General features: G+C 72.2%; 20 protein-coding genes. 8 read left to right on the forward strand and 12 right to left on the reverse strand.

Annotation, left to right across the window (positions count from 1 at the left end; genetic code table 11):
- Nucleotides 1-222: 222 nt before the first annotated feature.
- On the reverse strand, nucleotides 223-756 hold the full coding sequence (locus IH54_RS0105085) for a hypothetical protein (RefSeq protein WP_031513154.1): 534 nt from the start codon (nucleotides 754-756) through the stop codon (nucleotides 223-225).
- A gap of 607 nt (nucleotides 757-1,363) precedes the next feature.
- Between IH54_RS0105085 and IH54_RS45300 the strand changes: the two genes are divergently transcribed.
- The gene (locus tag IH54_RS45300; RefSeq protein ID WP_159011649.1) at nucleotides 1,364-1,534 is read left to right on the forward strand and encodes a hypothetical protein; all 171 of its coding nucleotides are present in this window, start codon (nucleotides 1,364-1,366) and stop codon (nucleotides 1,532-1,534) included.
- Nucleotides 1,535-2,195: 661 nt separating this feature from the next.
- On the opposite strand, the gene IH54_RS0105095 is transcribed toward IH54_RS45300, so the two are convergent.
- The 5 genes from IH54_RS0105095 to IH54_RS47880 form a co-directional block, all read right to left on the reverse strand.
- Nucleotides 2,196-2,852, reverse strand: coding sequence for a class I SAM-dependent methyltransferase (locus IH54_RS0105095; protein WP_031513156.1), 657 nt, complete (start codon nucleotides 2,850-2,852; stop codon nucleotides 2,196-2,198).
- A 507-nt stretch (nucleotides 2,853-3,359) separates the two neighbouring features.
- A complete protein-coding gene (locus IH54_RS0105100) occupies nucleotides 3,360-3,755 on the reverse strand; it encodes an SSI family serine proteinase inhibitor (protein ID WP_043179871.1) in 396 nt (131 codons plus the stop codon).
- Between the two features lie 502 nt (nucleotides 3,756-4,257).
- Nucleotides 4,258-4,815 carry a telomere-protecting terminal protein Tpg gene (gene tpg, locus IH54_RS0105105; protein ID WP_031513159.1) on the reverse strand — a complete coding sequence of 186 codons (558 nt, stop codon included), beginning with the start codon at nucleotides 4,813-4,815 and terminating at the stop codon, nucleotides 4,258-4,260.
- Between the two features lie 68 nt (nucleotides 4,816-4,883).
- Nucleotides 4,884-7,109 (reverse strand): telomere-associated protein Tap, encoded by a 2,226-nt coding sequence (gene tap / locus IH54_RS0105110; protein ID WP_031513161.1) that lies wholly within the window; start codon nucleotides 7,107-7,109, stop codon nucleotides 4,884-4,886.
- A gap of 206 nt (nucleotides 7,110-7,315) precedes the next feature.
- Entirely contained in the window at nucleotides 7,316-7,606 is a 291-nt protein-coding gene (locus IH54_RS47880) for a hypothetical protein (RefSeq protein ID WP_031513163.1), read from the reverse strand.
- A gap of 274 nt (nucleotides 7,607-7,880) precedes the next feature.
- On the opposite strand from IH54_RS47880, the gene IH54_RS0105120 reads away from it, so the two are divergent.
- A complete protein-coding gene (locus IH54_RS0105120) occupies nucleotides 7,881-8,447 on the forward strand; it encodes a DUF3291 domain-containing protein (protein WP_078861959.1) in 567 nt (188 codons plus the stop codon).
- A gap of 115 nt (nucleotides 8,448-8,562) precedes the next feature.
- Here IH54_RS0105120 and IH54_RS0105125 read toward each other — a convergent pair whose 3' ends face one another.
- Nucleotides 8,563-9,288: a dienelactone hydrolase family protein gene (locus IH54_RS0105125; protein WP_031513167.1), complete on the reverse strand. Its 726-nt coding sequence runs from the start codon at nucleotides 9,286-9,288 to the stop codon at nucleotides 8,563-8,565.
- A 172-nt stretch (nucleotides 9,289-9,460) separates the two neighbouring features.
- Here IH54_RS0105125 and IH54_RS0105130 point away from each other — a divergent pair, with 172 nt between their 5' ends.
- From IH54_RS0105130 to IH54_RS0105140, 3 genes are all read left to right on the forward strand, one after another.
- A complete protein-coding gene (locus IH54_RS0105130; RefSeq protein ID WP_031513169.1) occupies nucleotides 9,461-10,396 on the forward strand; it encodes an aldo/keto reductase in 936 nt (311 codons plus the stop codon).
- A 470-nt stretch (nucleotides 10,397-10,866) separates the two neighbouring features.
- Nucleotides 10,867-14,343 carry a ricin-type beta-trefoil lectin domain protein gene (locus tag IH54_RS39325; protein ID WP_043179874.1) on the forward strand — a complete coding sequence of 1,159 codons (3,477 nt, stop codon included), beginning with the start codon at nucleotides 10,867-10,869 and terminating at the stop codon, nucleotides 14,341-14,343.
- Between the two features lie 104 nt (nucleotides 14,344-14,447).
- Nucleotides 14,448-15,362: a hypothetical protein gene (locus IH54_RS0105140; protein ID WP_031513174.1), complete on the forward strand. Its 915-nt coding sequence runs from the start codon at nucleotides 14,448-14,450 to the stop codon at nucleotides 15,360-15,362.
- Between the two features lie 79 nt (nucleotides 15,363-15,441).
- On the opposite strand, the gene IH54_RS0105145 is transcribed toward IH54_RS0105140, so the two are convergent.
- The 5 genes from IH54_RS0105145 to IH54_RS0105165 form a co-directional block, all read right to left on the reverse strand.
- Entirely contained in the window at nucleotides 15,442-15,624 is a 183-nt protein-coding gene (locus IH54_RS0105145; RefSeq protein WP_159011651.1) for a hypothetical protein, read from the reverse strand.
- Nucleotides 15,625-16,213: 589 nt separating this feature from the next.
- Nucleotides 16,214-17,545, reverse strand: a complete 1,332-nt coding sequence (locus IH54_RS0105150; protein WP_031513177.1) for a glycoside hydrolase family 125 protein — start codon at nucleotides 17,543-17,545, stop codon at nucleotides 16,214-16,216.
- On the reverse strand, nucleotides 17,542-18,573 hold the full coding sequence (locus tag IH54_RS0105155) for a LacI family DNA-binding transcriptional regulator (protein WP_031513179.1): 1,032 nt from the start codon (nucleotides 18,571-18,573) through the stop codon (nucleotides 17,542-17,544). The genes IH54_RS0105150 and IH54_RS0105155 overlap by 4 nt, the downstream gene beginning before the upstream one ends.
- A gap of 44 nt (nucleotides 18,574-18,617) precedes the next feature.
- Nucleotides 18,618-19,550 (reverse strand): ROK family protein, encoded by a 933-nt coding sequence (locus IH54_RS0105160; RefSeq protein WP_031513181.1) that lies wholly within the window; start codon nucleotides 19,548-19,550, stop codon nucleotides 18,618-18,620.
- A complete protein-coding gene (locus IH54_RS0105165) occupies nucleotides 19,547-21,268 on the reverse strand; it encodes a class I mannose-6-phosphate isomerase (RefSeq protein ID WP_031513183.1) in 1,722 nt (573 codons plus the stop codon). Before IH54_RS0105165 ends, IH54_RS0105160 begins: the two co-directional genes overlap by 4 nt.
- A gap of 300 nt (nucleotides 21,269-21,568) precedes the next feature.
- On the opposite strand from IH54_RS0105165, the gene IH54_RS0105170 reads away from it, so the two are divergent.
- Genes IH54_RS0105170 through IH54_RS0105180 form a run of 3 tightly spaced genes read left to right on the forward strand, consistent with a single transcriptional unit; the run spans nucleotide 21,569 to nucleotide 24,659 of the window.
- Nucleotides 21,569-22,882: an ABC transporter substrate-binding protein gene (locus IH54_RS0105170; RefSeq protein WP_031513185.1), complete on the forward strand. Its 1,314-nt coding sequence runs from the start codon at nucleotides 21,569-21,571 to the stop codon at nucleotides 22,880-22,882.
- The gene (locus tag IH54_RS0105175) at nucleotides 22,879-23,841 is read left to right on the forward strand and encodes a carbohydrate ABC transporter permease (RefSeq protein ID WP_031513187.1); all 963 of its coding nucleotides are present in this window, start codon (nucleotides 22,879-22,881) and stop codon (nucleotides 23,839-23,841) included. The genes IH54_RS0105170 and IH54_RS0105175 overlap by 4 nt, the downstream gene beginning before the upstream one ends.
- The gene (locus tag IH54_RS0105180) at nucleotides 23,838-24,659 is read left to right on the forward strand and encodes a carbohydrate ABC transporter permease (protein WP_031513190.1); all 822 of its coding nucleotides are present in this window, start codon (nucleotides 23,838-23,840) and stop codon (nucleotides 24,657-24,659) included. Before IH54_RS0105175 ends, IH54_RS0105180 begins: the two co-directional genes overlap by 4 nt.
- Nucleotides 24,660-24,681: the final 22 nt, after the last annotated feature.

Genomic DNA, 24,681 nt, shown 5'->3' on the forward strand with positions numbered 1-24,681 from the left:
GCGGACCGGTCGACCAAGGCGAAGTCTCGCCCTCGTCCTCGGTGAGATCGGGTCTCCCGCTCCAAAAGGGGCGGGAGACGAAGGCCGCTATTCGCTCCACCGGGGGAACGGCAGGCTCCTCCACCCCTCGCGATCGCCTGGACTCCAGCAACTCGACTCCAAACAAGCCGGGGCACATCACCCAGATCGCCGCCCGGCGTGGACGTAGAACCGGCCCCGGGGCTACGCGGTCTCGACCTCCAGGGCCTCACGCGCGAGGGCGATGAGCGTGAGGTACGCGTCCCGGAACTCCCGGTAGGCGTCGTCGTAGGCACTCCGGCGCTCGGGACCGTCGTCACCGACGAGCGGCCCGAGCATCCGCTGCACGCGCCGCGCCGCGTCCCGCACGCGGTCTGCTGCGTCGGACACCCCGGCCGGGCCGTCGAGCCGGACCTCGTGCATCGCCTTGTTCATGTCCCCGATGGCCGGCCCGATGCGTTCGTGCATCTGCGCCAGCAGCCGGTCCCTGCTCCCGCGGTCGGACGCCGCATCCACGTCGTCGATCTGCCACGTGATCACGTTGAAGGCGTGCACGCGGTCGAGCATCCCCCGATAGGCGACCCGGCGGCGATCACGTTGCTCACGCAGAGCCTCCGCCCGTGCGGTCGTCTCGACCTGGACCCGGGCCGCACGCAAGGTCGCCCGCGCCGTGACGGAGCTGGCCCCGACCGCCGTCACCGCGGTGACGACGCCGATCCACAGTCCGCTGTCCGCCATGGACGGGAAGTCTGCCAGCCGGGGCACCGGGCGGACAGAGGACCGCCCGGGCCGTGCGCGGCCCGGCCCCCAACTGCCCCCTGCAAAACTGGATCAGCCGTCTGCTGGACACACCCGCGGCGAGTGCTTCGGGGTCCCAGCCGCGGTCGCCGCCGGAGCCGAGATGTCCGATGGTCCAGGTGCGTAGCGCGAAGTTCTGGCAGGCCCTTTCGGGTGTCATTCCAGGGGGTGCCACCGGGGAGCCGTTCGTTGGCGGCCAGTGACAGCTTGGCCCAGCGCAACCGGACGCTTCGCGACTCGTCCGACTGACAGGCATGTGACTGGACGACGGCTCTGATGGCCTCCAGCCCAGGGCCTTGCTGGGTGGTGGTGAGTGCTTCGAGGCGGTCGACGGTCCCCGTGCTGAGGTCGTGGGGCGGCTGCTCGCGCTCGCTGTCGTCGCTCAACATCCCCTCACTTCGGACGGTGGGCAGACCGAGATCGACGGTAGTCGTGTGTCCAGGGCCAGTTCCACAGCCGCCCCCCAGCCGTCCCAGAAGGCCAGCGACTCGAAGAAGGGCGCAGCGATGTGGGTCAGTTCCCATGTCGCGTCCCACAATTCCCGCGCGTGCCCGATCCGTACGCACGCCACGACATCGTGCTGCTGGGCGACGAACCAGGCGATCGGGTCGCGCAGCGGCTCGTCGCGGTGCTCGGCCGCGACTTCGTGGCGCGGGTGGGCACCGGTCTTGCGCTGCTCGCCGGGCTGGAACCGGTCCTCCGCGACGGCCGCGGGTGAGATGTACGCGCCCAGGAGCCGGCCGACCGCCGCCGCGGCGTCGGGTTCGGGCTGCTCACGGGTCAGCGCGCGCAGCAGATCGTGGAGGCGGTGGCGGGCAGAGCCCGTCTCGTCGCTTCAGGCCGCGGGTGTCGTGGGGCGGCCGTCGTTGGTCCGGGCGGAGCCCGCTTCGGGGTGGCTGCGGGTCTGGACGAGTTCGCCCCAGGCCTGCGCTGACACGAGGTGGCACAATCGCGTACAGCGGCCCTGCCGAGTCGGTTGTGGTCGTAGCGCTGGACCGCGTCATCTGCGGGTCTGGACGGGCCTTGGCACCCGCACTGCGCCCAGGAGCCGGTTCGCCTTGCGGGCGACCTCGGCTTCGGCGGCTCCTTGCGGGGGTTGCCGACCGCGTCGTCCAGCGGCTGGAAGCCGGGGCGGCCGAAGCGCCCGAAGGCCGGCCCCGTAGGGCCGTGCTCGCGCAAGCGCTCCAACGTACGTGGTCGCCACGATCGGGAGGCACCCGTCGTAGGTGGTGTGGTCCCTGTGGGCCGCACCCTGCCAGTGCCCGCCCGTAGGGCCGGCGAACCGGCGCATCGTCGCGGGGGGCCGATGGGGTTGAAGACCAGCAGCACCGGCGGGTGCGGCGTACCGCGACAAGGGACTCTCAAGCGGCGCGCAGGGATCAGGCCAGGTCGGCGGGAGCGTCATAGACCAGGCTGTACCGCCAGAACAGGCGACGGCGGATCCGGGCACCGGGCAGCTCTTGCGCGGCCGCAGCCCGGATAACGCCCAGGGTCTCCTGCGGATCGGCGGTAGGCGCGGTCATCTGCAAGGGCAACGTGGTGGCGCGCTTTGGATGTTTGACCAGCCCCATGACCGGGTTCAAGAACACGGACAGGAGCGAGACGAGCAGATCGACACGCCCCGCCTCCCGGTAGCAGCCCACGACCACCAGGCGCCCGCCCGGAGCGAGACACCCGCGCAGCTCCCGCAGGGTAGGCAGCAGCGGCAGGTGGTGCAGGACAGCAACCAAGGTGATTGCGTCGAAGCGCCGCTGCGGGTCGCGCCCGGCGAAACCGGCTTCGACGATGGTGACCGACGCGTCGTCGGCGAAACGCGCCGCTGCGGCACGGGCCATCCCAGGGTCGGGTTCGAGCCCGGTAACGGTGACCGCCCGGCGGCGCAGAAGCGCGACGAGGTTCCCCGCACCGCACCCGACGTCCAGGACGTGGTGAGCCCCCGACCCGGCCACCCGGCCCCCTGTCCAGGGGCCGTAGTGATCGTTGTGACTCCACGGGTGCCGCTGGTTGACACGGTGGAGGTAAGCACGCAGCGTCATGCGGTGACGGTACGCAGGAGCGGCATCTCACCGGCGCACGGGCACCGCCGCGGCCCCCGAGCCGGCAGCCATGGGCAAGATCCGCCTGCGGCGCGCACGATGCAACGCCACTTCCACCGGTGCAGATCTCGAGCCGATGGTCGCCTGGGTGACGGCCGGGTTGACCGCGCCCGGATGGCACGAGTGGTTCTCCAACGGCTCGCCGTGCTCGTACCGGTGACGACAGCTGCCTGGGGCCGGCTGCGGCTGCACCGCGTAGTGGTCCTGCGGGCCCGGCCCCAGCTCCGGCCGGCACGAAGACCCCCACGGGGCGGCAACGGCAGCAGCGGCAGCGCGCAGCCGTCGGATCCCCCTTGATGCAGTGGAGCACGCACGGCGAGGTCACCCACGCCCGCGGCCGGCCCGACGGGCAGGAGGCGTTGTTTCCCCCCACGAGCGGCCACGGCCTGACCGCGCCGGCCGGGGTTGCATGCCCGCGTCCCCGGCCGGCGCGGGCTCGGGGCCGGGTCAGAAGTGGAAGACGAAGTTGCTGCCGACGGACGCCTCGCAGTCGTTGCTGTATGTCTTGGTGAAGTACACCGGCTTATTGCGCCAGGTGCCGGTCACCGTGACAGTGGTGGGCCAGTAATCCGCCCCGCAGCCGTAGCCCTCGGCACGCGGGAGCAAGGAGAACTGACCCCCCACCGCGATGAGTGCGGTGCACGCGGCCTCGGCCGTGGGGTGGGTCCCGCCGATGGGCGCGCACTGCAGGGTCACCTGCTTGTCCACCGGGCCGGCCGGCGAGGTTCCGACCTTGGCGAACGTGAGGTTCGCCAGCGGCGCGGGTGCGGCCGTGGCCGGAAGGACGGACACGACCGTCGCGGCAAGGCCCGCGACCAGGACGACTCCGAGTCTCTTCCTCATACTTCCTCCGGTTGATCGAATGGATCGCATGGACGTGCCATTAACCGCGTAAGGGGAAGCGCACGGCAAGAGGAACGTCGGCCACCGTTCACGCGCCGGCGCACGCCTGCGAGCGGGCGTCCAGGGGTCCCGGGACGGGCCGAGACAGGCCGGTCTCCGCTTCGCGAACGCCGAGATGGCATTGCCCCGCCCTCGTGATCATGGCGCGATCCCGTGTATCCGGGTACGGGCACCGTCGTGTCGGGGCTGCCGGTGCGGCCGGAGGCGCGGGCGTCGAGCGCCTCGGCGCGCTGATGCCTGGGCCCAGTGCACCGGCTGGGCCCCCGGCCCCAGCGACGCCTGAACCTGCCTCCGGATCACAGCTGAAGCCTGGAGTGTCGGAGCTGTGGGACGGGCCTTGGTGATCCCTCGCAGATCTGTCACACGCGCAGGTGAACCGGAGATCACCGGTCCTGCTTCGGCTCAACCACCCCCGATTCGGGTGGGGACGGTCCGCCCGTGCTCAGAAGTCGAGCTCGATGTAGTCGATGTCGGTGAACTCGACTTCGAGGTCAGCCGCACGGCGGCCGCGGTCCTTGAAGTAGATCTCCTGCAGTCCCTCCGCCGCGATGCGCTGGAGTTGCTGCTCGGTGGCGTCGGCGGACTGTGCGTCGAACAGGCGGGCGGCGTAGGCCGGGGGGAGGTGCTGGGTGATCCGGCGGATCCGCCCGTCGTCCGTGGATCCGGGCGCGGCGGTGAACCCGAACCGGGCGCGCGTCTCCACCGTGATGCCGCCGCGCGAGGCGGCGTGCTTCTTCGCCCGCTGTTTCACACGGGGCTGCCAGTCCTTGCGGACCTCGCGCTCCAGGCGGGCAGCCAACTCCGCACGGGGACGGCGCAGGGTGCCCTTGAGGTAGCGCTCCACCGTGCGCTGGGTGACCCCGAGCCGTGCGGCCGCGGCCCGGGTGGAGCCCTTCTCCGTCTTGACCAGGAACCGCATCTGGGCCTGCGCGGACTTCGGGATGGGGCGGGTCGCGGTGTTCGCCGCCGCCCGGCGGAGTGCGTCGTCGATCGCGCCCACGGTTCAGGCTCCTTGGTGGAGGGTAGGGCCTGCGGCGGCGACCGGGATGACGGTGTCGCCCATCGGGTTCACTCTCCTTCGTCGGCGGCGTCGTGGCCGTCGCCCTTGATGTGGCGTGCCGGGTTGTAGTCCTGCTCGAGCAGCTCCACGGCCCAGATCAGCGGCTGGGTGCCTTCGTGCTTGACCATCCCGGGCGAGACGCCGAGCCGGAACGTGCCCGGGGCGGGCTTACCGTCCGGTCCGTAGGGCAGGACGTCCAGCGGCGAGGGCCCGGCCGAGGGGAACACCGCGCAGTCCGACAGCAGCGCGACCGGCATCAGCGCCTGGTCGCCGAACCGGGCCGTCCACGCACCCTGTTCCTGGGCCGCGGGCAGGACACCGCCGGTCGCGGCCGCGGTCTTCAGCAGTTTGCGGTGCATGTTGACCCGGGCCGCCGAGATGACCGCGGCCCGGATGTCGGGGCGCCAGGTCGGGCGCTCCAGGGCAGGCCACCGCTCCCCCGGCCGGTAGGACGCGCCCTGGGGGCGTTCGCGGAGCTTGCCGATGCCGCCCTTGACCGTCGACTTGATCGCGGACAGCACCATCGCCGTGCCGGGGTCGGCCGCCTTGTGCTGCTCCATCGCAGCGAGAAACTGCTGCGGGGTGAGGTCGGCGGTGACACCCAGGTCGGCCATCGTCTGCTTGTAGGCGTCGGCGAGGTGCTTGTACCAGGGGTCCAGGTACGGGCCGCTCTCCCGCCGCAGGTACGCCTCCAGCGGGCGGAGCTCCACCGGCAGCCGGTACGTCTCGATCAGCTCGAGCGCATACGCAACGGTCGGGGTGGCGTACCAGGCCGGGCCCGTCGGACGCTCACCGTGCGGCGTGAACGGGCTGGGCAGGCGCGGATCGAGGCCGATTCCGGACAGGTCCACCAGCCACGCGCCCGGCACCGTCTTGTCGAACCGCGGCCCGCGCACGTGCTCCGGCGCGCCGAGACCGACGACCAGTCTGTTGGCGGCGGCGAGGAAAGCGGTGTTCACGTCGACGCCGACCGCGAAGGGCTTCGCGCACTCGGCGTCCGTGAGCTGCTGCGGGTCACGGATCCAGTCGAACGCCTCCTCGTCGAGGACCTGGTCCGGTGTGCGCTGGTGGCCGCGGGGGAAGAGCGCGGCCACGGCAGGGTGTTCGTCCGGGGCCTCCGGCGGGGCGGGGTCCACCGCAGTGGTGAGCGAGCCGGGGACCGGCCCGGACACCCACGTGCCCGTCACATCGTCCTTCACCGCACGGGTCGGCGGCCGCAGCGCGGTCATCAGCTCCAGGCCCGCCACCGCGGTGCTTCCGCGCGGGGTCAGCACCCGTGCGGCGTACACCGACAGCACTCGCGCCAGCTCCGCCGGCGGCAGCTGGTCGGCGTCGCCCCAGGAGCGGGAGTCCAGGGCGTCCCAGGGCAGCACGGCCAGCTGCACGCACCGCCGCTCACCGCCCTGCGCGGACCGGTAGATCCGCGCCCACGGGCCGAAACCGCGTTTGGTGAGCTGCCACTTGGCCTTCGCGATCTGCTTGACCACCGGGTGCCCCTCCGGTAGCCGCATGGAGCGCCGGTCCTCCAGGCGCTCCGGCAGCCCCAGCCGCTCGGCGGCCGCGGCGGTCAGCACGATCAGCGGATCGGAGTCCTTGCCCGAGCGGTGAAGCCGGGCCGCGCCGAGCCCGGCCTGGGCGAGCGTCCACTCCACGAGCTCCGGCACCGTGCCGGCCGGACAGTCCAGGACCAGGCCCCCGGCGCAGTACAGCTGCCCGTCGCCGTCCAGCACCCCGAGCGGACCGTGCGCGAACCGCGGATCCGTCACGGCGGGGGCGGGCGCGGGCCTCGCGGTGGCGTTGCGGCCGGCCTGCCGGTGCGACGTCGGCGTGCTCCCGGCCGTGGCCGCCGACGGCGTGCTCCTGGTCGACGCTGCCGCCCGGTCCGCAGCCGCGGGAGGGGTCGGCGGCCCGGCACACGGCTCGGGCGCCGCAGGCGCCGGCAGTTGAGGGACGGGCGAGGTCGTCGCGTCCGGCGTCGCCGGGGGGAAGCGGGCGGCGAGGCCCTCGAGCAGCCGGGCGTAGGCGGCGCGCTGCGGCGGCCGCGGCTCGCGCAGCCCGGCCTCCCAGCTCCCGACCGTCTCGCGCCGGGTACCGAGCGCGGTGGCTACCTGAGTCTGACTCAGCCCTGCGGCCTCCCGCAGCCGCTTGCGCTCCGCGGACGGCGGCAGGTCATCGGACGGGACCTGCTCCAGCAGCGCGTCGACCGCGCTGAACAGCTCGTTCTCCGTGCGCACAAGGCTCACCTCCGCGAGCCACCCTATCGCAGGTCACGCATTCAATCTAACGTGAATCACACATTTGCCGTCGTCCTGGTGAAGGGGTTTCAGCCGGGTCGGAGTGGCGCGGGGCGCAGCAGCGGGCGCTCGCCGAGGCGGGCTGCCCCCGGCGGGGGATGTGTGCCTGTCCTTGCGGTCTTGCGCCGTTCGTCGCTCGTGAGCCGTCAGATCGGCCTGCCCGGTGCGACGGTGATCGAGCTCGCGGGATCCGGGCCGGGGACGGTGGCCAGGGCGCGAAGCACCGGCTGTCCGTCGTCACGGACCCGGAGGACAGGGACGTCGACGATGTCCTGATGCCGGTCTGCGACAGGCTCATGGGCCTGCTGGAGGCCGTGGAAACCGTCGAGGTCACCTGCTCGACGAACGCTGTCGAGTCCGTCTATGCCCGCATCCGCAAGGCCGTTGGCGCCGCGGAGCTTCCCCAACGAGGGCGCGGCCATGAAGTGCGTCCGCATGGCGCCGATGAGCCTGGACCCCGACCGGCAAGGGCCCGCACGCGGTGGACCGTATGCGGGAAGACGCCCCTGAACGCCTTCCGGATCGCCTTCGAAGGCCACCTCACCCCGGCCGCCAACTGCCCCCCGCACACGCTGGATCAGCCGTCCACCGGACACGCCCGTACCGGTATCGGCCGGCGGGAACCGGTCCGGACAGTGCTGCGTCATCGCCGAACGACACTAAAAACAACGACCATTGACATAGAATTACGGGACGTGCTGGGATGAGGCCATGACCTCACCCCGGGCCTCGACCCGCTCCGCCGACCCCTCCGCAGTCGAAGTCGAAGTCGACCCCACGCCGCGCGTCCACCTCGCCGAACTCAACGTCGCCACCCTCCGGCACCCCCTGGACGACCCGCGCATGCAGGACTTCGTCGACCTGCTCGACCCCGTCAACACCGCCGCCGACCAGGCGCCCGGCTTCGTATGGCGGCTGGTCGAGGAAGGACAGCCCGACGCCACCGGGATGCGGCCCGCGGGCGACGACGTCATCGTGAACCTGTCCGTATGGGAGACCATGGGCGCACTGTGGGACTTCGCCTACCGCAGCGGCCACCTGGACGCGATGCGCCGCCGCCGCGAATGGTTCGAACGCCACGTCGAGGCACACCTCGTCATGTGGTGGATCCCCGCCGGACACCTGCCGACCGTCGCCGAAGCCCTCGAACGGCTCGCCGACCTCCGCGACAACGGGCCGTCACCCCGCGCCTTCACCTTCGCCTCCTCCTTCACCCCCGCCGGTACCCCCACCCCCACCGGCTCCGCCCACGCCCACGCCCAACCCGACCTGTTCTGACGCATGAGCGAGAGGGCCCGTGCCGCCGCCGTGCGGCCGGCCCTCGGGGGTCGTCGGGACCGGCGTCCTGAACGGGAGCACGCATCAGGACGGGGCCGGATCAGGACGGGCCGGATCAGCCGGCCGCGGGCAGGCATTCGGCGAGCAGGTCCAGGACGTCGCGCCAGGCCCGCCGCGCATGCCGCGGGTGGTGGCCGACCCCGGGGGGCGTGGGGTGGTCGACCGGCGGGTGGTGGAAGGCGTGCAGGGCCCCGCCGTAGACCACCAGGCGCCAGTCGACGCCCGCGGCCTGCATCTCGGCGGCGAACGCGTCGCGCTGCGCGGCCGGCATGATCGGGTCCTGCGATCCGACCCCGGCCCACACCGGGCAGCCGATGCGCGCCGCCTCGCCGGGGCGGCCCGTCGTCAGGGCGTTGACCGTCGCGATCGCGCGCAGGTCGGCGCCGAGGCGGCCGAGCTCGAGGGCGATCGCGCCGCCGGTGCCGTAGCCGACGGCGGCGATCCGGTCGGGGTCCGCGCGCGGTTCGGCGCGCAGCACGTCGAGGGCGGCTCGGCCGATGTCGCGCATCCGGTCGGGGTCGGCGAGCAGCGGCATGCAGCGGTCCAGCATCTCCCCGGGGTCGTCGAGGTAGCGCCCGCCGTGGAGGTCGAAGGCCAGCGCCACGTAGCCCAGCTCGGCCAGGGCGTCGGCCCGGCCGCGCTCGACGTCGCTGAGCCCCATCCCCTCGGGCCCGATCAGGACGGCGGGCCGGCGGCCGGCGCCGGAGGGGAGCGCGAGGTGTCCGACCATCGTGAGGCCGTCGGCCGGGTAGGCGACCGTACGCGTGGTGACTGCTGTCATGCGTCGGACCGTAACGGCTGCTGCGCCCTGCCCGGACGGTGTTCACCGCCGGCGGACAACGGGGCCGGGGCGGCGGCGCGGGCTTTCCACCGATGGACGCCGAGCCCTCCCGGCATTCGGGGAAGGTCCGCTTGTACTGTGCAGACCTGTACATCTGAAAGGGAAATCCCTCGTGAAGAGCTTCACCCTGCCCGGTACCGACATTGTCGCCCCGAACGTCGTGCTCGGCCTGATGCGTATCGCCGACAAGAGCGACGAGGAGGTCCGCGAGCTCGTCCGCACCGGCCGCGACGCGGGCATCGACTTCGTCGACCATGCCGACATCTACGGCGGCGAGCTGCACGCCTGCGAACGCCGCTTCGCCGAGGCGATGGCGCTGAGCCCGTCGCAGCGCGACGAGATCACGATCCAGACCAAGACGGGGATCGTGACGGACGGGTGGTACTACGACTTCTCCTACGAGCACATCGTCGAATCGGTCGAGGGCTCCCTCAAGGCCCTGGGCACCGACCGCATCGACATCCTGCTGCTGCACCGCCCGGACCCGCTCGTCGAGCCCGAGGAGGTGGCCCGCGCCTTCGACGCGCTCGAGTCCTCGGGCAAGGTGCGCGCGTTCGGTGTCTCGAACCACACGCCGCGTCAGATCGACCTGCTGCGCAGGTACGTGCGCCAGCCCATCGTGGCCAACCAGCTCCAGCTGTCGATCACCCACGCGCCGATCGTCGCCCAGGGCGTCGCCGCGAACATGCTCGCGGAGCAGCAGGCGGCCACCCTCGACGGCGGCGGGATCGTCGACTACTGCCGTCTGAACGACATCACCGTCCAGGCGTGGTCCCCCTTCCAGGCCGGCTTCTTCACGGGTGTCTTCCTCGGCTCGCCGGACCATCCCGAACTCAACGCCGTCATCGACCGTCTCGCCGCCCAGTACGACGTCCCCGCCATCGCGATCGCGACCGCGTGGATCACCCGCCACCCCGCTCAGATGCAGGTCGTACTCGGCACCACCAGCCCCGAGCGTGTCGCGGGCGCCGCGCAGGGCTCCGACCTGCGGCTCACCCGGGCCGAGTGGTACGAGCTGTTCCGCACCGCGGGCCACATCGTTCCCTGAGGCGGTGCCGGCCTCACGCCGGACGCGGCGCCGGGGCCGCGCGCCGAGGGCACGCGCCCGGGGGCGGTGCGGCGGCCGGCGTCGGCCGCGGCACACGCGCCGCCGGCCGCATCGCCGGAGGCACGGCGGCCCCCTCCTCGGTGTCTTTTCGGCGGCGCCGGAACCTCGCGGGCGGGCAGGCACTGGGGAGGCGTTCCGCCGAAGGCTCTCCGGCCGGCCGTGTCCCGCGGTCCGCCCGCGCGCATTATTGACATGTCCGCGCCTGGCGTTGACACTCGGACCACCGGTCGGCCGCCCGTGGCACCCGCGCGACTCCGGACCGGTCGGCGGCCCCTGCCCCGGCCGGGTTTCCCGCGCTTGCCCGACAGTCCTGATAACGATGTCAGCGACCCTCCCGGGAGGTCCCCGTGCGTCCTCGCCCTTCACGAGCACCGCGCCCACATCCGCACGCGTACCGGGCGGGCGCGCTCGTGGCCGCCTGCCTGGCGCTGCTGGCCGCGATACCGGCGGCCGCCGCCGGGGGCGCGCAAGCGGCCGGTGCGGCGACGGGGGCCGTCGTCGACGGCGACGCGCGTTTCGAGGTGCTGACGCCGACGCTGGTGCGGCTGGAGTACGCCGGTGACGGGGCCTTCCAGGACGGCGCCACGTTCAACGCGGTCAACCGCTCCTTCAGCCCGCCCGCGTACACCACCGACGTGACCTCCGACGGCTACCGGGAGATCAGGACCGGCGCACTGACGCTGCGCTGGAAGGAGGGCAGCGGGCCGTTCACCGCGGCCAACACCACCGTCACGCTGGCCGCCACGGGCACCCAGGCCAAGCCCGCCTTCCCGTCCTACTGCGCGTTCGGCGCCGCCTGCGAGGGGGAGGACGCGCTGTTCAGCGGACGGGCTGCGGCCGCGTACGACCACACCGGATACACCGGCAGCGCGTTCGTGGCCGGTTACGAGGCCGCGGGCAGCGGCATCGGCCAGGACGTCTCGCAGGTCCCGGCCTCGGGCGACTACCGGCTCCAGGTCCGCTACTCCAACGCGGCGGGCGGCACCGGCACGCTGTCCACCCGGGTGAACGGCGCCGCGGGGCCCGCGCTGAGCCTGCCCGCGACGTCCTCGTGGAACGCCTGGTCCACGGCATCGGCCACCGTGCACCTGACCGCGGGCACGGACGCGGTGTCCGTGGTGCAGAACGCCGGGGACACCGGCCGGGTCAACATCGACGGCATCGCCGTCACCCCGCTCGCCGCCACGGCCTACCCCGCCGCGCAGACCGACCTGGTCACCACCGGCTACGGCGCGGGGCCCGCGGACACGCTCGGCGGCTGGTCGCGGACACTGGACAACCCGCGGACCCTCCCCGTACCCGAGCACCCCGGAATCCTCGACCGGCACGGCTGGTACCTGCTCGACGACAGCCGCAGCGCGCTGCTCGGCTCCGCGCACGCCGTCACCGACCGCCCCTCCCACGGCAGTTCGCCCTACCAGGACGGCTACTTCTTCGGCTACGGCCAGGACTACAAGCAGGGCCTGTCCGACCTCAACGCCCTGACAGGCAGCACCGCGCTGCTGCCGCGGTCGGCGTACGGGGTCTGGTACTCGCGCTACTACGCCTACACCGCGGCCGACTACGAGAACACGCTGCTGCCCGCCCTCCGCACGAACGACGTGCCCGTCGACTGGCTGGTGGTGGACACCGACTGGAAGTCGCCGAGCCAGTGGAACGGCTGGAACTGGAACTCCGCGCTCTTCCCCGATCCGCAGGCCTTCCTGGACTGGACGAAGCAACAGGGCCTGTCGGTCGCGATGAACATCCATCCCAGCATCAACGGCGACGACCCGCGGTTCGCCGCAGCCAACAGCGCGGCCGGCGGGCTGACCGTCGACAGCGGGAACACCTACCGCTTCGACTGGTCGAGCAGTTCCCAGCTCGGCGCGTACCTGGGTCTGCACCAGCCGTTCGAGCAGCAGGGCGTGCGGGAGTGGTGGCTGGACTACTGCGGTGGGTGCGGGGGTTCGACGGCGAGCGACCCGCACGTCGCACCGGACAACCTGATCAATCAGGCCTACGCCGACGACGCGGCCGCCAGGGGCCTGCGCGGCTTCTCCTTCGCCCGGATCGGCGGCTCCGAGCAGGGCGGTGACGACAGCAACTACGCGCTGGGACCGTGGTCGGAGCGGCGCACCAGCATGCAGTTCACCGGGGACACCCCGGCGACGTGGGACATGCTGGGCTTCGAGGTGCGCTTCACCGCCGACGAGGCGGCTGCGGGACTGTCGAACGTCAGCCACGACATCGGCAGCTTCCACGGCGGGCACCTGGCCGACGACCTGTACGTGCGCTGGCTGCAGTTCGGCGCCTTCCAGCCGGTCGACCGGCTGCACTCCGACCACGGCGACCGGCTGCCGTGGAACTACACGGGGGCGGCCGCGACCGCCGCGGCGCAGGCGCTGCGGCTGCGCGAGGCGCTGGTGCCCTACACGTACACCCTCGCCCGTCAGGCGAGCACCACCGGCGTGCCGATCGTCCGCCCGATGTACCTCGACTACCCCGCGCAGGAGGACGCCTACCGCGCTCAGGGCGAGTACCTGTACGGCGACGACGTGCTGGTCGCGCCGATCACCACGCCCGACGACAGCTCCGGGAACGGGTCGGTGCCGGTGTGGGTCCCGCCGGGCAGCTGGACGGACTACTTCACCGGGCGCACCTGGACCGGCCCGGCCACGGTGACGATGACCGCTCCGCTCGGGCAGTTCCCGGTGCTGATCAGGGGCGGCGGGATGATGACGACCCGCACCGACTACGCGGGCAACGCGCAGCAGCAGCTGACCGCGCTGACCGTCAACGTGGCCGCGGGCGCCGACGGTTCGTCGTCGGTGTACACCGACGCGGGCGAGGGCACCGGCTACACGGCGGGCCAGTCGGCGACGACGCCGCTGACCTGGAAGGAGGCCACGCGGACCCTCACCGTCGGGGCGCAGAGCGGCAGTTGGCCCGGCGCGCCGGCCTCCCGGGCGTACACGCTGCGGCTGTCGAACTCCGCGGCGCCGACCGCCGTGCGGGTCGACGGCGTGCAGGTGCCCGAAACGGACTGGTCGTGGAACCCGCAGCGCCGCACCGTCACCGTCACCACGGCGGCGCTGCCGGTGGGCAGCGCGCACACGGTGGCGCTGGAAGGCAGCGCGACGGCCAACCCGGCCGCCGGGGAGGTCATCGGGGCGGGGGGCAACTGCCTGGACGCGGCCGGCGGGGCCGCCGCGGACGGCACCGCGCTCCAGCTGTGGGGCTGCAACCACACCGCGGGCCAGCAGTTCACGCTCGCGTCCGACAACACACTGCGCACGCTGGGCAGTTGCGCCACCGCCGGCGGCGGAACGGCGAACCGCACACCCGTCGCGCTCGCGGCGTGCACCGCTTCGGCGTCCCAGGCCTGGACCCACCGCACCGACGGCAGCCTGCTCAACCCCGCGTCCGGGCGCTGCCTCGACGTGCCCGACAGCAACTCCGCGCCCGGGGCCGTCCAGCTCCAGCTGTACGACTGCAACGGCACCGGCGCGCAGGTGTGGAAGCTGCCGCCGGGACCGCTCACCGGGCCCGGCGGGCTGTGCGCGGACGTGGCCAACGCCGACCCCGCCCCGACAACGCCCGTACGGCTGTGGAGTTGCAACTCCACCGACGCGCAGCGCTGGTCGGCCCCCGGCGACCGCACCCTGCACGCGCTGGGCAAGTGCCTGGACGCGGCCGGTGGCGGCACGGCGAACGGGACACGCGTCCAGTTGTGGGACTGCAACGGCACGGGGGCGCAGTCCTGGACGACGCGTCCCGACGGCACCCTCTTCAACTCCCCCTCGGGGCGCTGCCTCGACGACAGCGGCGGGCTCACGCAACAGGGGGACGCACTGCAGTTGTACGACTGCAACGACACCGCAGCACAGGTCTTCCGCCTGCGGTAGACGCAATCCACCTGCCGGTCCTTGGTCGCGAAGGGCCGTCAGGTCCGGGCCTGCCACGGGCGGTCGGGCGGTGGGCGGCCTGCGGCATGGCCTATCGTCGGCCCATGACTGAACTGGTCCTGCGGGGGCGGCTGGTCACCGCGCGCCTCCAGGGTGACGCCGTGGTGCTGCGGCGGCCGTGGGGGCGGTCGGAGACGCATGTCCCGCTGGCCGCCATAGAGGCGGTGCGTACCCGGAGGCGGTCCGGTCCGGGCGCGTCGGGCGGCGCGAAGCGCGTCACGGAGATCGTGCTGGCCTCCGCTTCGGCCGGCTCCGCACCCGTCGTCTACACCGTGGGGTCGCCGAATGCGGAAGCCGCCCGGGTGTTCGCGTCGACGGTCACAGCGGCGCTGCCGGTGCACGACGCCGCGGAACCGCGGGCGGACGGCGCCGAGCTGGTGAGGACACTGCCCCGCGAGACCGCCGGGAAGAAGGAGGGCGGCCGGCCCGCCCGCGTCCGGTCGCGGCCTCTCCTCTCGGCCGGCGGGGCCCTGTTCGTCCTGGGGCTGGTCCCGGCCGCAGCAGCCGGGCGTTCGGGCCCCGCGCTCGCCGTCGTCTGGGCCGTCGGCTACGCACCGTTCCTCGTCCTGTGCGCGGTCAGCCGGGTCGTTTACCGGATCACGGCGGACTGGTGGTGGCTCCGCCGACGCGGGACAACGGTCCTGGCGACCTTCCAAAAGAAGATGTACGGGACCGGGAGCGACGGCGAGACGACGGTGACCGACGTCTACGCGTACAGCGACGCCCTCGGCCGCGAGCGCACGTACGTCGGCGGCGGCAGGCCGGTGACCGCCGAGCCGCGGCGCATCGAGGTGACGTACGACCCGCTGGACCCGGACCGGGCCGCCGCCCGCAACGGCCCAGCCGTCCGGGCCGTCCAGTTCCTCGCGTACGTCGTGCTCGGCCTGCCCGTCGTCGCCCTCACCGCCGCCGGCCCGGTCGTCTACTTCTGGTTCGCCGTTTCCACCGCGGCCGGCTGAGGCCGGCGAGGCTCAGGGTCGGACCACCCCGGTACGGAACACGCCGAGCCGGCCAGCCCTCGGGGCCGGAACCGGCAGCTCACGGCGCGGGCGCGGCCGGCGAAGCAGTGAGCAGTAGCCACCAGCCCAGACCGAAATCGACGCTGAGGTAGATCCGGTTCAGATCGAGCAACTGGTGCACCAGGACGTAGTCCGGGTTCTTGTCGGTGCCGTACCAGGACGGCCGGGGATCCACCCGGGGCGGGAACGCCTTCAAGGGCATCGCCCCTGCGATCAGCGCGAGCACCGCCGGCGGAGGCAGCACCGTCGCGGCGGAGCGGCGGCTGCCCGGCGTGGCCGGCCGGGCCGGGCGCGGCGGGGCGAGGGGACAGCGGGGGCGGGCCGGCCGGCACGCACGGCGGTGAGAGTGGCGACAGGGGCCCGGTGAACACACCGCTGGCGGTCAGGGCGGTCCGGTCCCGCTGGACGGCGATCCCGAAGTCGGCAAGCAGGACTCGCCCGTCGTCGGCGAGCCAGGATGTCGGCCGGCTTCACGTCCCGGTGCACGATGGCGACCCGGTGCGCGGCGTCCAGGGCGGACAGCACCGCAGTCGCGACCCGGACCACCTCCGGGACGGGCAGCGGACCGTCCTCGGTGATCCGCTCGTGCGGTGACCGGCCCACGACCAGCTGCATCACCGTCCGATACCACGTCGTGCACCCCGACCACGTACGGGTGGTCCCCGCAGCTGCGCCGTGTGCCGTGCCTCGCGCTGGGCCCGCTCCAGCAACTCGGCGTGCTCCGCGGGCGACCCGGGAGGTGTCCACGCTGACCTACCTGGCAACCCCGGGCCGACGCCTGACGTTCCCAGTCACACCGGCTGCGCCTCACCACGGTCGGATTCGCCGGTCGCCCACAGGGAGCGGGTGCCGAGTCCGACGACGTCCAGGGCGAGTTCGGCGTACATCGCGTTGGCCCAGGAGAACCAGGGCCTGGTGAACCTGCGCGGGTCGTCCTTGTGGAAGGACTCGTGCATCGCCCCGGTGCCCGCGTCGGTGTCGATCAGCACGCGCAGCGCCCTCAGCCGGTCCTGGGCGACGTCGCTCGTCAGGCCCTGCACGGCGATCGCGATCGGCCAGATGTGCTGCGCGGGGGTGTGCGGGCTGCCCACCCCCTCGGCGGCGCTCCCCCGGTACCAGGTCGGGTTCTCGGGTGAGAGCACGAACTGCCGGGTCGCACGGTAAAGCGGGTCGGTGCCGGGGATGTTCGCGACGAGGGGCAGTGACAGCAGGCTCGGCATGTTGGCGTCGTCCATGAGGAGCGCGTTGCCGTGGCCGTCCACCTCGTACGCGTAGATCTCGCCGAGGTCGGCGTGGCGCACGGTCCCGTGGCGGCGGACGCCCTCGCGCAGTTCCGCCGCCAGCAGCGTGGCGTCGGCAGCGAGCGCCGCGTCCGACAGGTGGCGTGCGATGTCGGCCACGCCGTCGAGGGCTGCGGCCGCGCACAGGTTCGCGGGCACGTTGTACCCGTGGACGCAGGCGTCGTCGCTGGGCCGGAATCCGCTCCAGGTCATGCCGGTCCGGGCGACCGGCGTTCCCCGTCCCCCGTTCGGCAGCGTGTCGCCGGGCGGGCCGGCCTGCCGCACGAAGCGGTACGCCGACCGTCCCTCGTGGTCCTGCTCCCTGCGCCACACCGCGACGACAACGCGGGCGATACGCGCGGTGTCCTCGAGGTGGTCGGTCAGTCCGGTGGCCGCCCAGAAGCGGTGGGCCAGCAGGAGGGGGAAGGCGAGGGAGTCGACCTCGTACTTCTCCTCCCACACCCAGGGGTCGTCACACAGGTCGTCCGCGTCGTGCGCCCGCCCGGAGGGCTCGGCGTTGAAGGCGTTCGCGTAGGGATCGCGCTCGATCTGCCGGAACTGCCGCCTCATCACGGCGGTGACGAGGTTCCGCAGCGGAGCGTCGTCCCGCAGCAGCGCCAGGTACGGCATCATCTGCGTCGTCGAGTCGCGCAGCCACATGGCGGGGATGTCACCGGTCACCACGAAAGCGGTGCCGTCGGGCATCGGGCGGATGGTGCGCGCCAGAGTGTCGTCGAGGCAGCGTACGAGGGTCTGGCCGAACCGGGGGTCGCCCAGCGCGTCGAGGCGGCGAAGGGCCTCCTCCACGACCGGGTGGTCCTTGACGGTGGTGGGGAACTTCATGCTCGGACCTCGCGCGGGCCGCCGGAAAGCGGCCCGTAACGGATGACGCGCGTCGGAACGGTGACGCGGCGGGCGGCGGGCGGCGGTGCGCCCCGGTTTCCGAGGCGGTCGAGCAGCAGGCGTGCGGCCTGGCGGCCGATCTCGTCGGCGTCGTAGGAGACGAGCGTGAGCGACAGGCCGAGCACGTCGGAGAGGTCGAAGTCGTCGAACCCCGCGAGGGGAATGCTGGTCCCCGTCTTCAGCAGGACCCGGATCGCGCCCTGGCTGATGCGGTTGTTGGCGCAGAACAGCGCCGTGGGAGGGCTGGGCAGGTCCAGGAGTTCCGCGGTCGCCCGCTCCGCCGTCACGGCGTCGACGAGGCCCTGGCGGATCAGGGTGCTGTCCGGCTCGACACCGGCCTCCTCGTGCGCCGCCCAGAACCCGCGCAGACGCTCCGTCCCGGTGTACAACGCCGGAGGGTTGCCGAGGAAGGCGACACGGGTGTGCCCTTCGGCCAGCAGGCACGCCGTGGCCTCGCGGGCTCCGTGGAAGTCCTCGACAAGGACGCAGTCGGTGTCGAGGCCCGCCGGCGGCCGTGCGGCAAGGACGACGGGGACGCGGCGCATCGCGTCCTCGAGGTGCTTCTGCCGGCTTCCCGCGGGAACGACGATCAGCCCTTCGACCTGGTGGTCGACCAGGCCGTCGACCAGGCCCGGCTCCTTGTCGACCTGGTCGGCGGAGTTGCTGAGCACCACCCTGAAGCCGTGCTCGGTGGCGATCTCCTGGACTCCGAGCGCGAGGCGTGAGTAGAACGGGTTGGCAAGGTTGGTGACGACGAGCCCTATCATCCCGCTGCCCCCGAGGCGCAGGCTGCGAGCGGTCTCGTTGCGGCGGTAGCCGAGCCGGTCCACGGCGGCGAAGACACGCTCGCGGGTCGCCTCCGACACGCCGGGATCGTTCTTGAGCACCCGTGAGACGGTCATGGCACTGACCTGCGCGAGCTTGCCGACGTCGTGCATGGTCGGCCCGCCGCCTCGCTGAGTGGGCATGTCCCTCCTCCTGCCTGCGCCGCCCAGCGGCGGAGTCACTCTCATCATGCGGGGTCCGGCGCGTCCTGAGCCCATTGGGCGGCCCCGATCAACGGCGCCTCCTCCGGATGTCCGGCCGGCAGGACGCTCACCGCCGCCCTGTTCGCCGCGGGCAGCCCGTCGGTGAAAGCGGTGCGGACCAGCTCCCACGACCGGGCCATGGACCCGCCGATGACCACGCAGGTGGCCTCGAAACGGTCGATCCACGGGGCCAGGACCTGGCCGAGCGTGCCGAAAGCGTACTCGAAGGCCTCGGCGGCCACGGGGTCCCCGTCCTGGGCACGTGCGGCGATCTCCCGGACGTCCGGGACCTCGGCGCCGTCCGGCAGAGCCGCCCGGCGGGTGTAGCGCGCGCGGATGGCGCGGCGGGAGACGGCGTCCTCCAACGGCCCGCCGTGCGCGATGAGGTGGTGGACGAATCCCTCGGGCGGCACCCGGGGGTCGTCGTGGACGGGCCGGCCGCGTTCGAGGAACGACGACCCCACGCCGGTGCCCAGCGTCAGGCACACGGCGCGGTCGTGCCCTGCGGCGGCGCCGGCCCGGTACTCCCCGAGGCCGAAGGCGTCGGCGTCGTTGAGGAAGCACAGCCGCTCGGCGCGGTCGCCCAGGCGCCGGTGCAGACCGGCCGCCACGTCCGCACCGGACAGCGACTCGAACTTGCCTACGCCCACGTAGTGGCCGATGCCGTTGTCGTAGTCGAAGGGGCCCGGCACGGCCACACCCCAGCAGGGCCGGTGCCCCGCCGGCAGCTCCAGCCCGGTGCGGGCGACGGTGTCGAGGATGCCGTCGGCGGTGCCGTGCGAGTCCAGGGGCCTGCGGATCACGGACGACGGAACGGGGCGGCCGGTGTCCGGGGCGACGAGCGCGGCGGTGACGTGCGTACCGCCGACCTCCAGCACGGGGACCGGCGCGGCCGGGCCCGCGGCGGCAGCGGTCACTGCGCGACCACCAGGGCCTTCACGACGTGCACCTCGTCGGGTCCCACGGAGCGGACACGGTAGGAACCCACCGCGGCGGGGACGGTGAGCGTCTCGGCGAAGGCCAGGAAGTGGCTGCGGCCGTCACGGGTCTCGATGACCGCTCCCCGGCCCGCGGAGACGTTGAGGATGTGGAAGCGGCCTGCCGTGTCGTCGACGACATCGGCGTCGGGGGACACGACGAGGCGGTGCACCGCGTAGAACATCTCCGGCAGCGCGCCGATGACCTCCTCGCGCCAGCCCTCACCGGCGCGCACCGTACGCGGCTGCTGGATCAGGTCCTTCGTCACGTCGTCGCCGCGCCGGGAGGCGTCCAGGTTGGCGAAGCCGTGCTCGTACGGCAGGGGCCGGGAGGCGCCGGCGGCGTCCTTGCGGAGCCAGTCGTAGAAGCGCAGGGAGTACAGGTACGGCGTCGCGCTCACCTCCAGCACCAGGTTGCCCGCACCGGAGGCGTGCGGCGTGCCCGCGGGGATCATGAACAGCTGGCCCACCGCGGCCGGGTGGCTCTGCACATGGTCCGCCACCGGCAGCGGGGTGCCGTCGGTGATGGCATCCTCCACCTGCCGGCGCATGACGTCGAGGTCGGCGCGCTCGGTGAGGCCGAGCAGCACCTGGGCTCCCGGCTCCGCGGCGGTGACGTAGTACGTCTCGTGCTGGGTGTACGGCCATCCGAACACCTCCCGCATGTACTGCTCCTGCGGGTGGAGGTGCAGCGACAGGTTGCCGCCGCCCATCGTGTCGAGGTAGTCGAACCGGATCGGGAAGGAGGTGCCGAAGCGGTCGTGCACCTCCTGGCCGAGCATGTCCTCGGGGTGACACACGCACAGCAGCTGGAACGGGACCTCGACCTGCGCGCCGCCCCGCTCGCCGACAAGGACTCCCGCCTCGGGAGCGATCAGCTCGTACCCCAGGGCCGTGTTGCCCCCGCCCGGGGTGAAGCCCAGTTCGGTCGCCGCCCACCGGCCCCCCCACGGAGTGGAGTTGAAGTACGGCCGGGTGCGCACGGGGCCTCGGGCCAGGTGCGCCAGGGTGCGGCGCAGTGCGGCGCCGTCCAGGGAGGCGGGCCCGCTCGGGTCCTGGAGGTCGATCCACCGGTCGACCTGTCCGGCGATGGCGTCCCGGTGCCGGTCGAGGACGGGCCAGTCGGTGTAGAACAGGCGCACGAGGTCACCGGGCTCGCCGGGGCGGCCGAGATTGACGCCGACCGGCAGGTTCTTGCCGGCCACGGCGGCCTCGGCGTACCGCTTGGGCAGGTCCGCGTACCAGAGCAGGTCCGACTCGCAGAGCGCCGCACCCGGCCCGAACACCAGCACGACCCCGTCGCCGGCGGGCTTCACCGGCTCGGGCACGGCGTCGAAGAGGTCCGCGACGTTCGCCTCGGACAGCGGGGTGAAGAACGGGTCGTCGGCGGGCACGGGCCGGGCCTTCAGCCGCTCGGCGCCGGACGGCGCATGGTGGTCACGCACGTCCAGCAGTTCCACCCGGCGTCCCGCGGAGCGCAGGGCCGCCGCCAGGCCGTCGGCCAGCGCACCCCAGTCGGCCGCTGAGGGCCCGTCCACCGCCAGGACGAGCGGACCGGCGGGCAGCCCGCCGACAGCCGCAGGCCAGCCGGCTACCACCTGCCCGTCAACCGGTCCGTAGCTGGGCTGGGGGTCGTACGAACGAGACGCGGACTGCACATCGGCTCCTCACCAAGTCACCAAGAGGTTCGTTAACGATAACAGCTGTTGACCGAAGTTGCCCCACGCCCCTCCCCTCATGAATTCTCACTCACCAAAACGTGTTTGACCTGCATGTTTATGAGCGGAGCAAGGCGTGGGACCCCGCCTTCCGGCAAGGAACCCTTGCCTTCGATCGAATGTTGTCGTTAACCTCCACGCAACGTGTACTCGGTGCTCCAAGGGGGTTTGCGAGTACCCGTGTGCCCTGTGGGGCATATCCGGCCACTCGTGGTGGCCCGATTCGGCGAAGGGTGATCAATGTCAGCATCGGGCAGGACCCGCCGTGCGGCTGTGCCGCTCGCGCGGCGCAGCCTCCTCGCCGGGATGGCCGCGGGCGCGGCCTCCCTCGCACTCCAGGGGTGCGCTCGCGGCGAGAGCACCTCCGCGCAGCCGGGCACCACGAGCCTTTCCAATGACAACGCCACCTGGGACGACGGATACCGCGCCGCCGGGCGCACGCTGAAGGGGCTCACCGGCTACGCCCTGCGCCCGCTGTCCAACCCCTCGGTGACGTCGTATCAGCAGGTCGTGCAGATGACCCTGCAGACCTCGAAGGCCACCGACCTGGTCAAATGGGCTTCCGGATACCAGCTCAAGCGGCTGGCGCGCACGGGCGGGCTCACGGACCTGACAGGGGTCTGGAACAGGTACGTGGCCAAGGGATGGGTGCGCGACGCGTCACGGGAGGCCGTGTCCTACCGCGGAACGGTCCACGGCATCCCGATCTACGAGTCGTACTACGTGCTGTTCTACAACAAGCACGTGTTCGCGAAGCTGGGGCTGTCGGCTCCGGGTACCTGGGCGGAACTGCTGCACTGCGCGGAAGTCCTCAAGCGCAACAAGATCACGCCGTTCCTCGCCAGCCAGGTCGGCGGCTGGCCCGCGATCGAGTGGTTCCAGGAGCTGGTCACCAAGGTCGACCCGCACTTCTACCAGAAGCTGGTGACCGGTGAGGCCTCCTACACCGACCCCCAGGCCCGCCAGGCGATGGACATCTGGCAGGACTTCATGCGCAAGGGCTGGATGACGCCGCCCGACTTCGACCAGGCGCGCGGCCCCGGCGCGTTGAAGGCCGGCACCGTCGGCATGTTCCTGCACGGCACCTGGCAGTCGCAGGGGATCGCCGCGGCCGGCATGAAACCCGGTGTCGACTACGACGCCTGCATCCTTCCCACGGTGCGGACGTCCACCCCCAAGAGCGTGATCGCCGAGTCGGGTGTGTTCGTCGTCCCCCACCGCGCCTCCTCGCACGGCGCCGCGATGGCCAACGCCGCTGCCTGGCTCACGCCCTCGGTGCAGCGGGTCTGGAGTGACTTCCTCCAGGACAGCTCGGCGAATCCGACGGTACGTGCGAGCAACCCGGTCGTGGCGAAGCTCCAGCGGGACATCGCCCAGGAGCGCCGTGTCCCGCTGATCCGCTACTGGGAGGCCAGCCCACCGAGCCTCATCCAGGGCAACACCGACGACCTGGGCGGCTTCATGGCCGGCCAGACCTCTCCGGCCACCACGCTGCGCCGGATGCAGGAGCGTGCACAAGACGAATGGGCGGCCTGGAGGCGCGACGAGGCATGAGCACTTCGACAACCGAAAGAGACCTCCGCGCCGCCGGCGACGGAAGGCCGGCGCAGTCCCCCGGTGACGCCCGGCGGCCCCTCCTGACACGTTCCCGCCTCAACCCGCGTGAACGAATGGCCGCGGGCACCTTCATGGCCCCGGCGGTGCTCCTGGTCGTGGCCTTCCTGATCCTCCCGTTCGTCTGGACGATCTACCGCAGCTTCTTCAGCGACTCACGGACCTCGCCCTTCAGCTGGTTCGACAACTACTCGCGGTTCGCCTCCGACCCGGCGTTGTCCCGCTCCGTCCAGAACACTCTGATGTGGGTCGCCGGCACGGTCGTACTGCCCTTCGTGCTCGGTCTGGCCATTGCCGTCATGACCAACGCCACCCGCTGGTCCCGCGCCGCGCGGCTGTGCGTGGTACTGCCCTACGCGCTCTCGGGCGCCGCGGTGGCGGTGGTCTGGAACTTCATGCTCACCACCGACGGCGCCGTCAACCAGGTGCTGACGAACCTGCACATGGGCTCGCTGGCGCACGGATGGCTGCTGACGTGGCCGGGCAACACCGTCGTGATGATCCTGGCCAACGCCTGGCAGGCCACGGGAGTGGCGGTCATCCTCTTCCTCGTCGGCCTCCAGTCCATCCCGCCGGAGACGCTCGAGGCGGGCGCGCTGGACGGCGCCGGGAGCTGGCAGCAGTTCCGCCACATCGTGCTCCCGCAGCTCAGGCCGGTGTCGATCATCGTGATCGGCATGAGCCTCGTCAACGGTCTCAAGTCGTTCGACCTGATCTGGGTGCTCACCCAGGGCGGGCCGGGGCGGGCCACGGAAACACTCGCGGTGTCCATGTACAACGAGACCTTCCTCGAGCTGCGGCCCGGCGTGGGAGCCGCGATCGCGGTCGTCCTCACCGTGATCGTGCTGGCGGCCTCCTGGCTGTACCTGCGCCGCCAACTGGACGTGAAAGGCGAATGACCATGTCACTTGGCCGAGTTCTGCGAAACGGCACCGTCGTGGTGCTCGCCGCACTGTGGCTGATCCCCACGTGGCTCCTCGTGGTCAACGCCATGGTGCCCGCCGGCAGCTACTCCGGTAGCCCGCACTGGCTGCCGGGACACTTCGGACTGTTCGGCAACATGTCCCAGGCCTGGGACAAGGCCAATCTCGGACCGGCGTTCGGCAACAGCGCGCTGTACGCCACCGTCAGCGCCGTGGCCGCCGCCGTCGTGGCCTCGGGCGCCGCCTTCGCCACCGTCATCATGCCGGTCAAGCGGCGGGTGCTGTGGTTCTGGGTGATCTACTCCGGCACCCTGCTGCCGCTGCAGGTCTTCATCCGACCGCTGTTCGTCGAGTACGCCCGCTCCTCCCTGTACGACACCCAGATCGGCCTCATCCTCATCTACACGGCCATCGCAATTCCCTTCGCGTTCTTCGTCATGCGCAACTACGCGCTGACACTGCCGCGCGAGGTCGTGGAGGCCGCACGGATGGACGGCGCGTCGTGGTGGCGGGTGTTCTGGCAGATCCACGTCCCGCTGACCAAGTCCGCGATGGTCGCCGTGTTCGTGTTCCAGTTCGTGGCCGTCTGGAACGACCTGATGTTCGGCATCACGCTCACCACGAGCCGCAACATCCGGCCCGTCATGGCCGCGCTCGCCGACCTCCAGGGCAACTACTCCAACGTCGGACCCCCCATCGTCCTGGCCGGCGCCCTCCTGGTCTCGCTGCCGACGCTGGTGCTGTTCATCTCCGCCCAGCGCTACTTCGTCAGCAGCCTGAAGATCCACAGCTGATCCGCACCCCTCCTCCGTCGAG

Origin of the sequence: Streptomyces sp. NRRL F-5123 (assembly GCF_000721495.1) — a bacterium.
Taxonomy (GTDB): domain Bacteria; phylum Actinomycetota; class Actinomycetes; order Streptomycetales; family Streptomycetaceae; genus Actinacidiphila.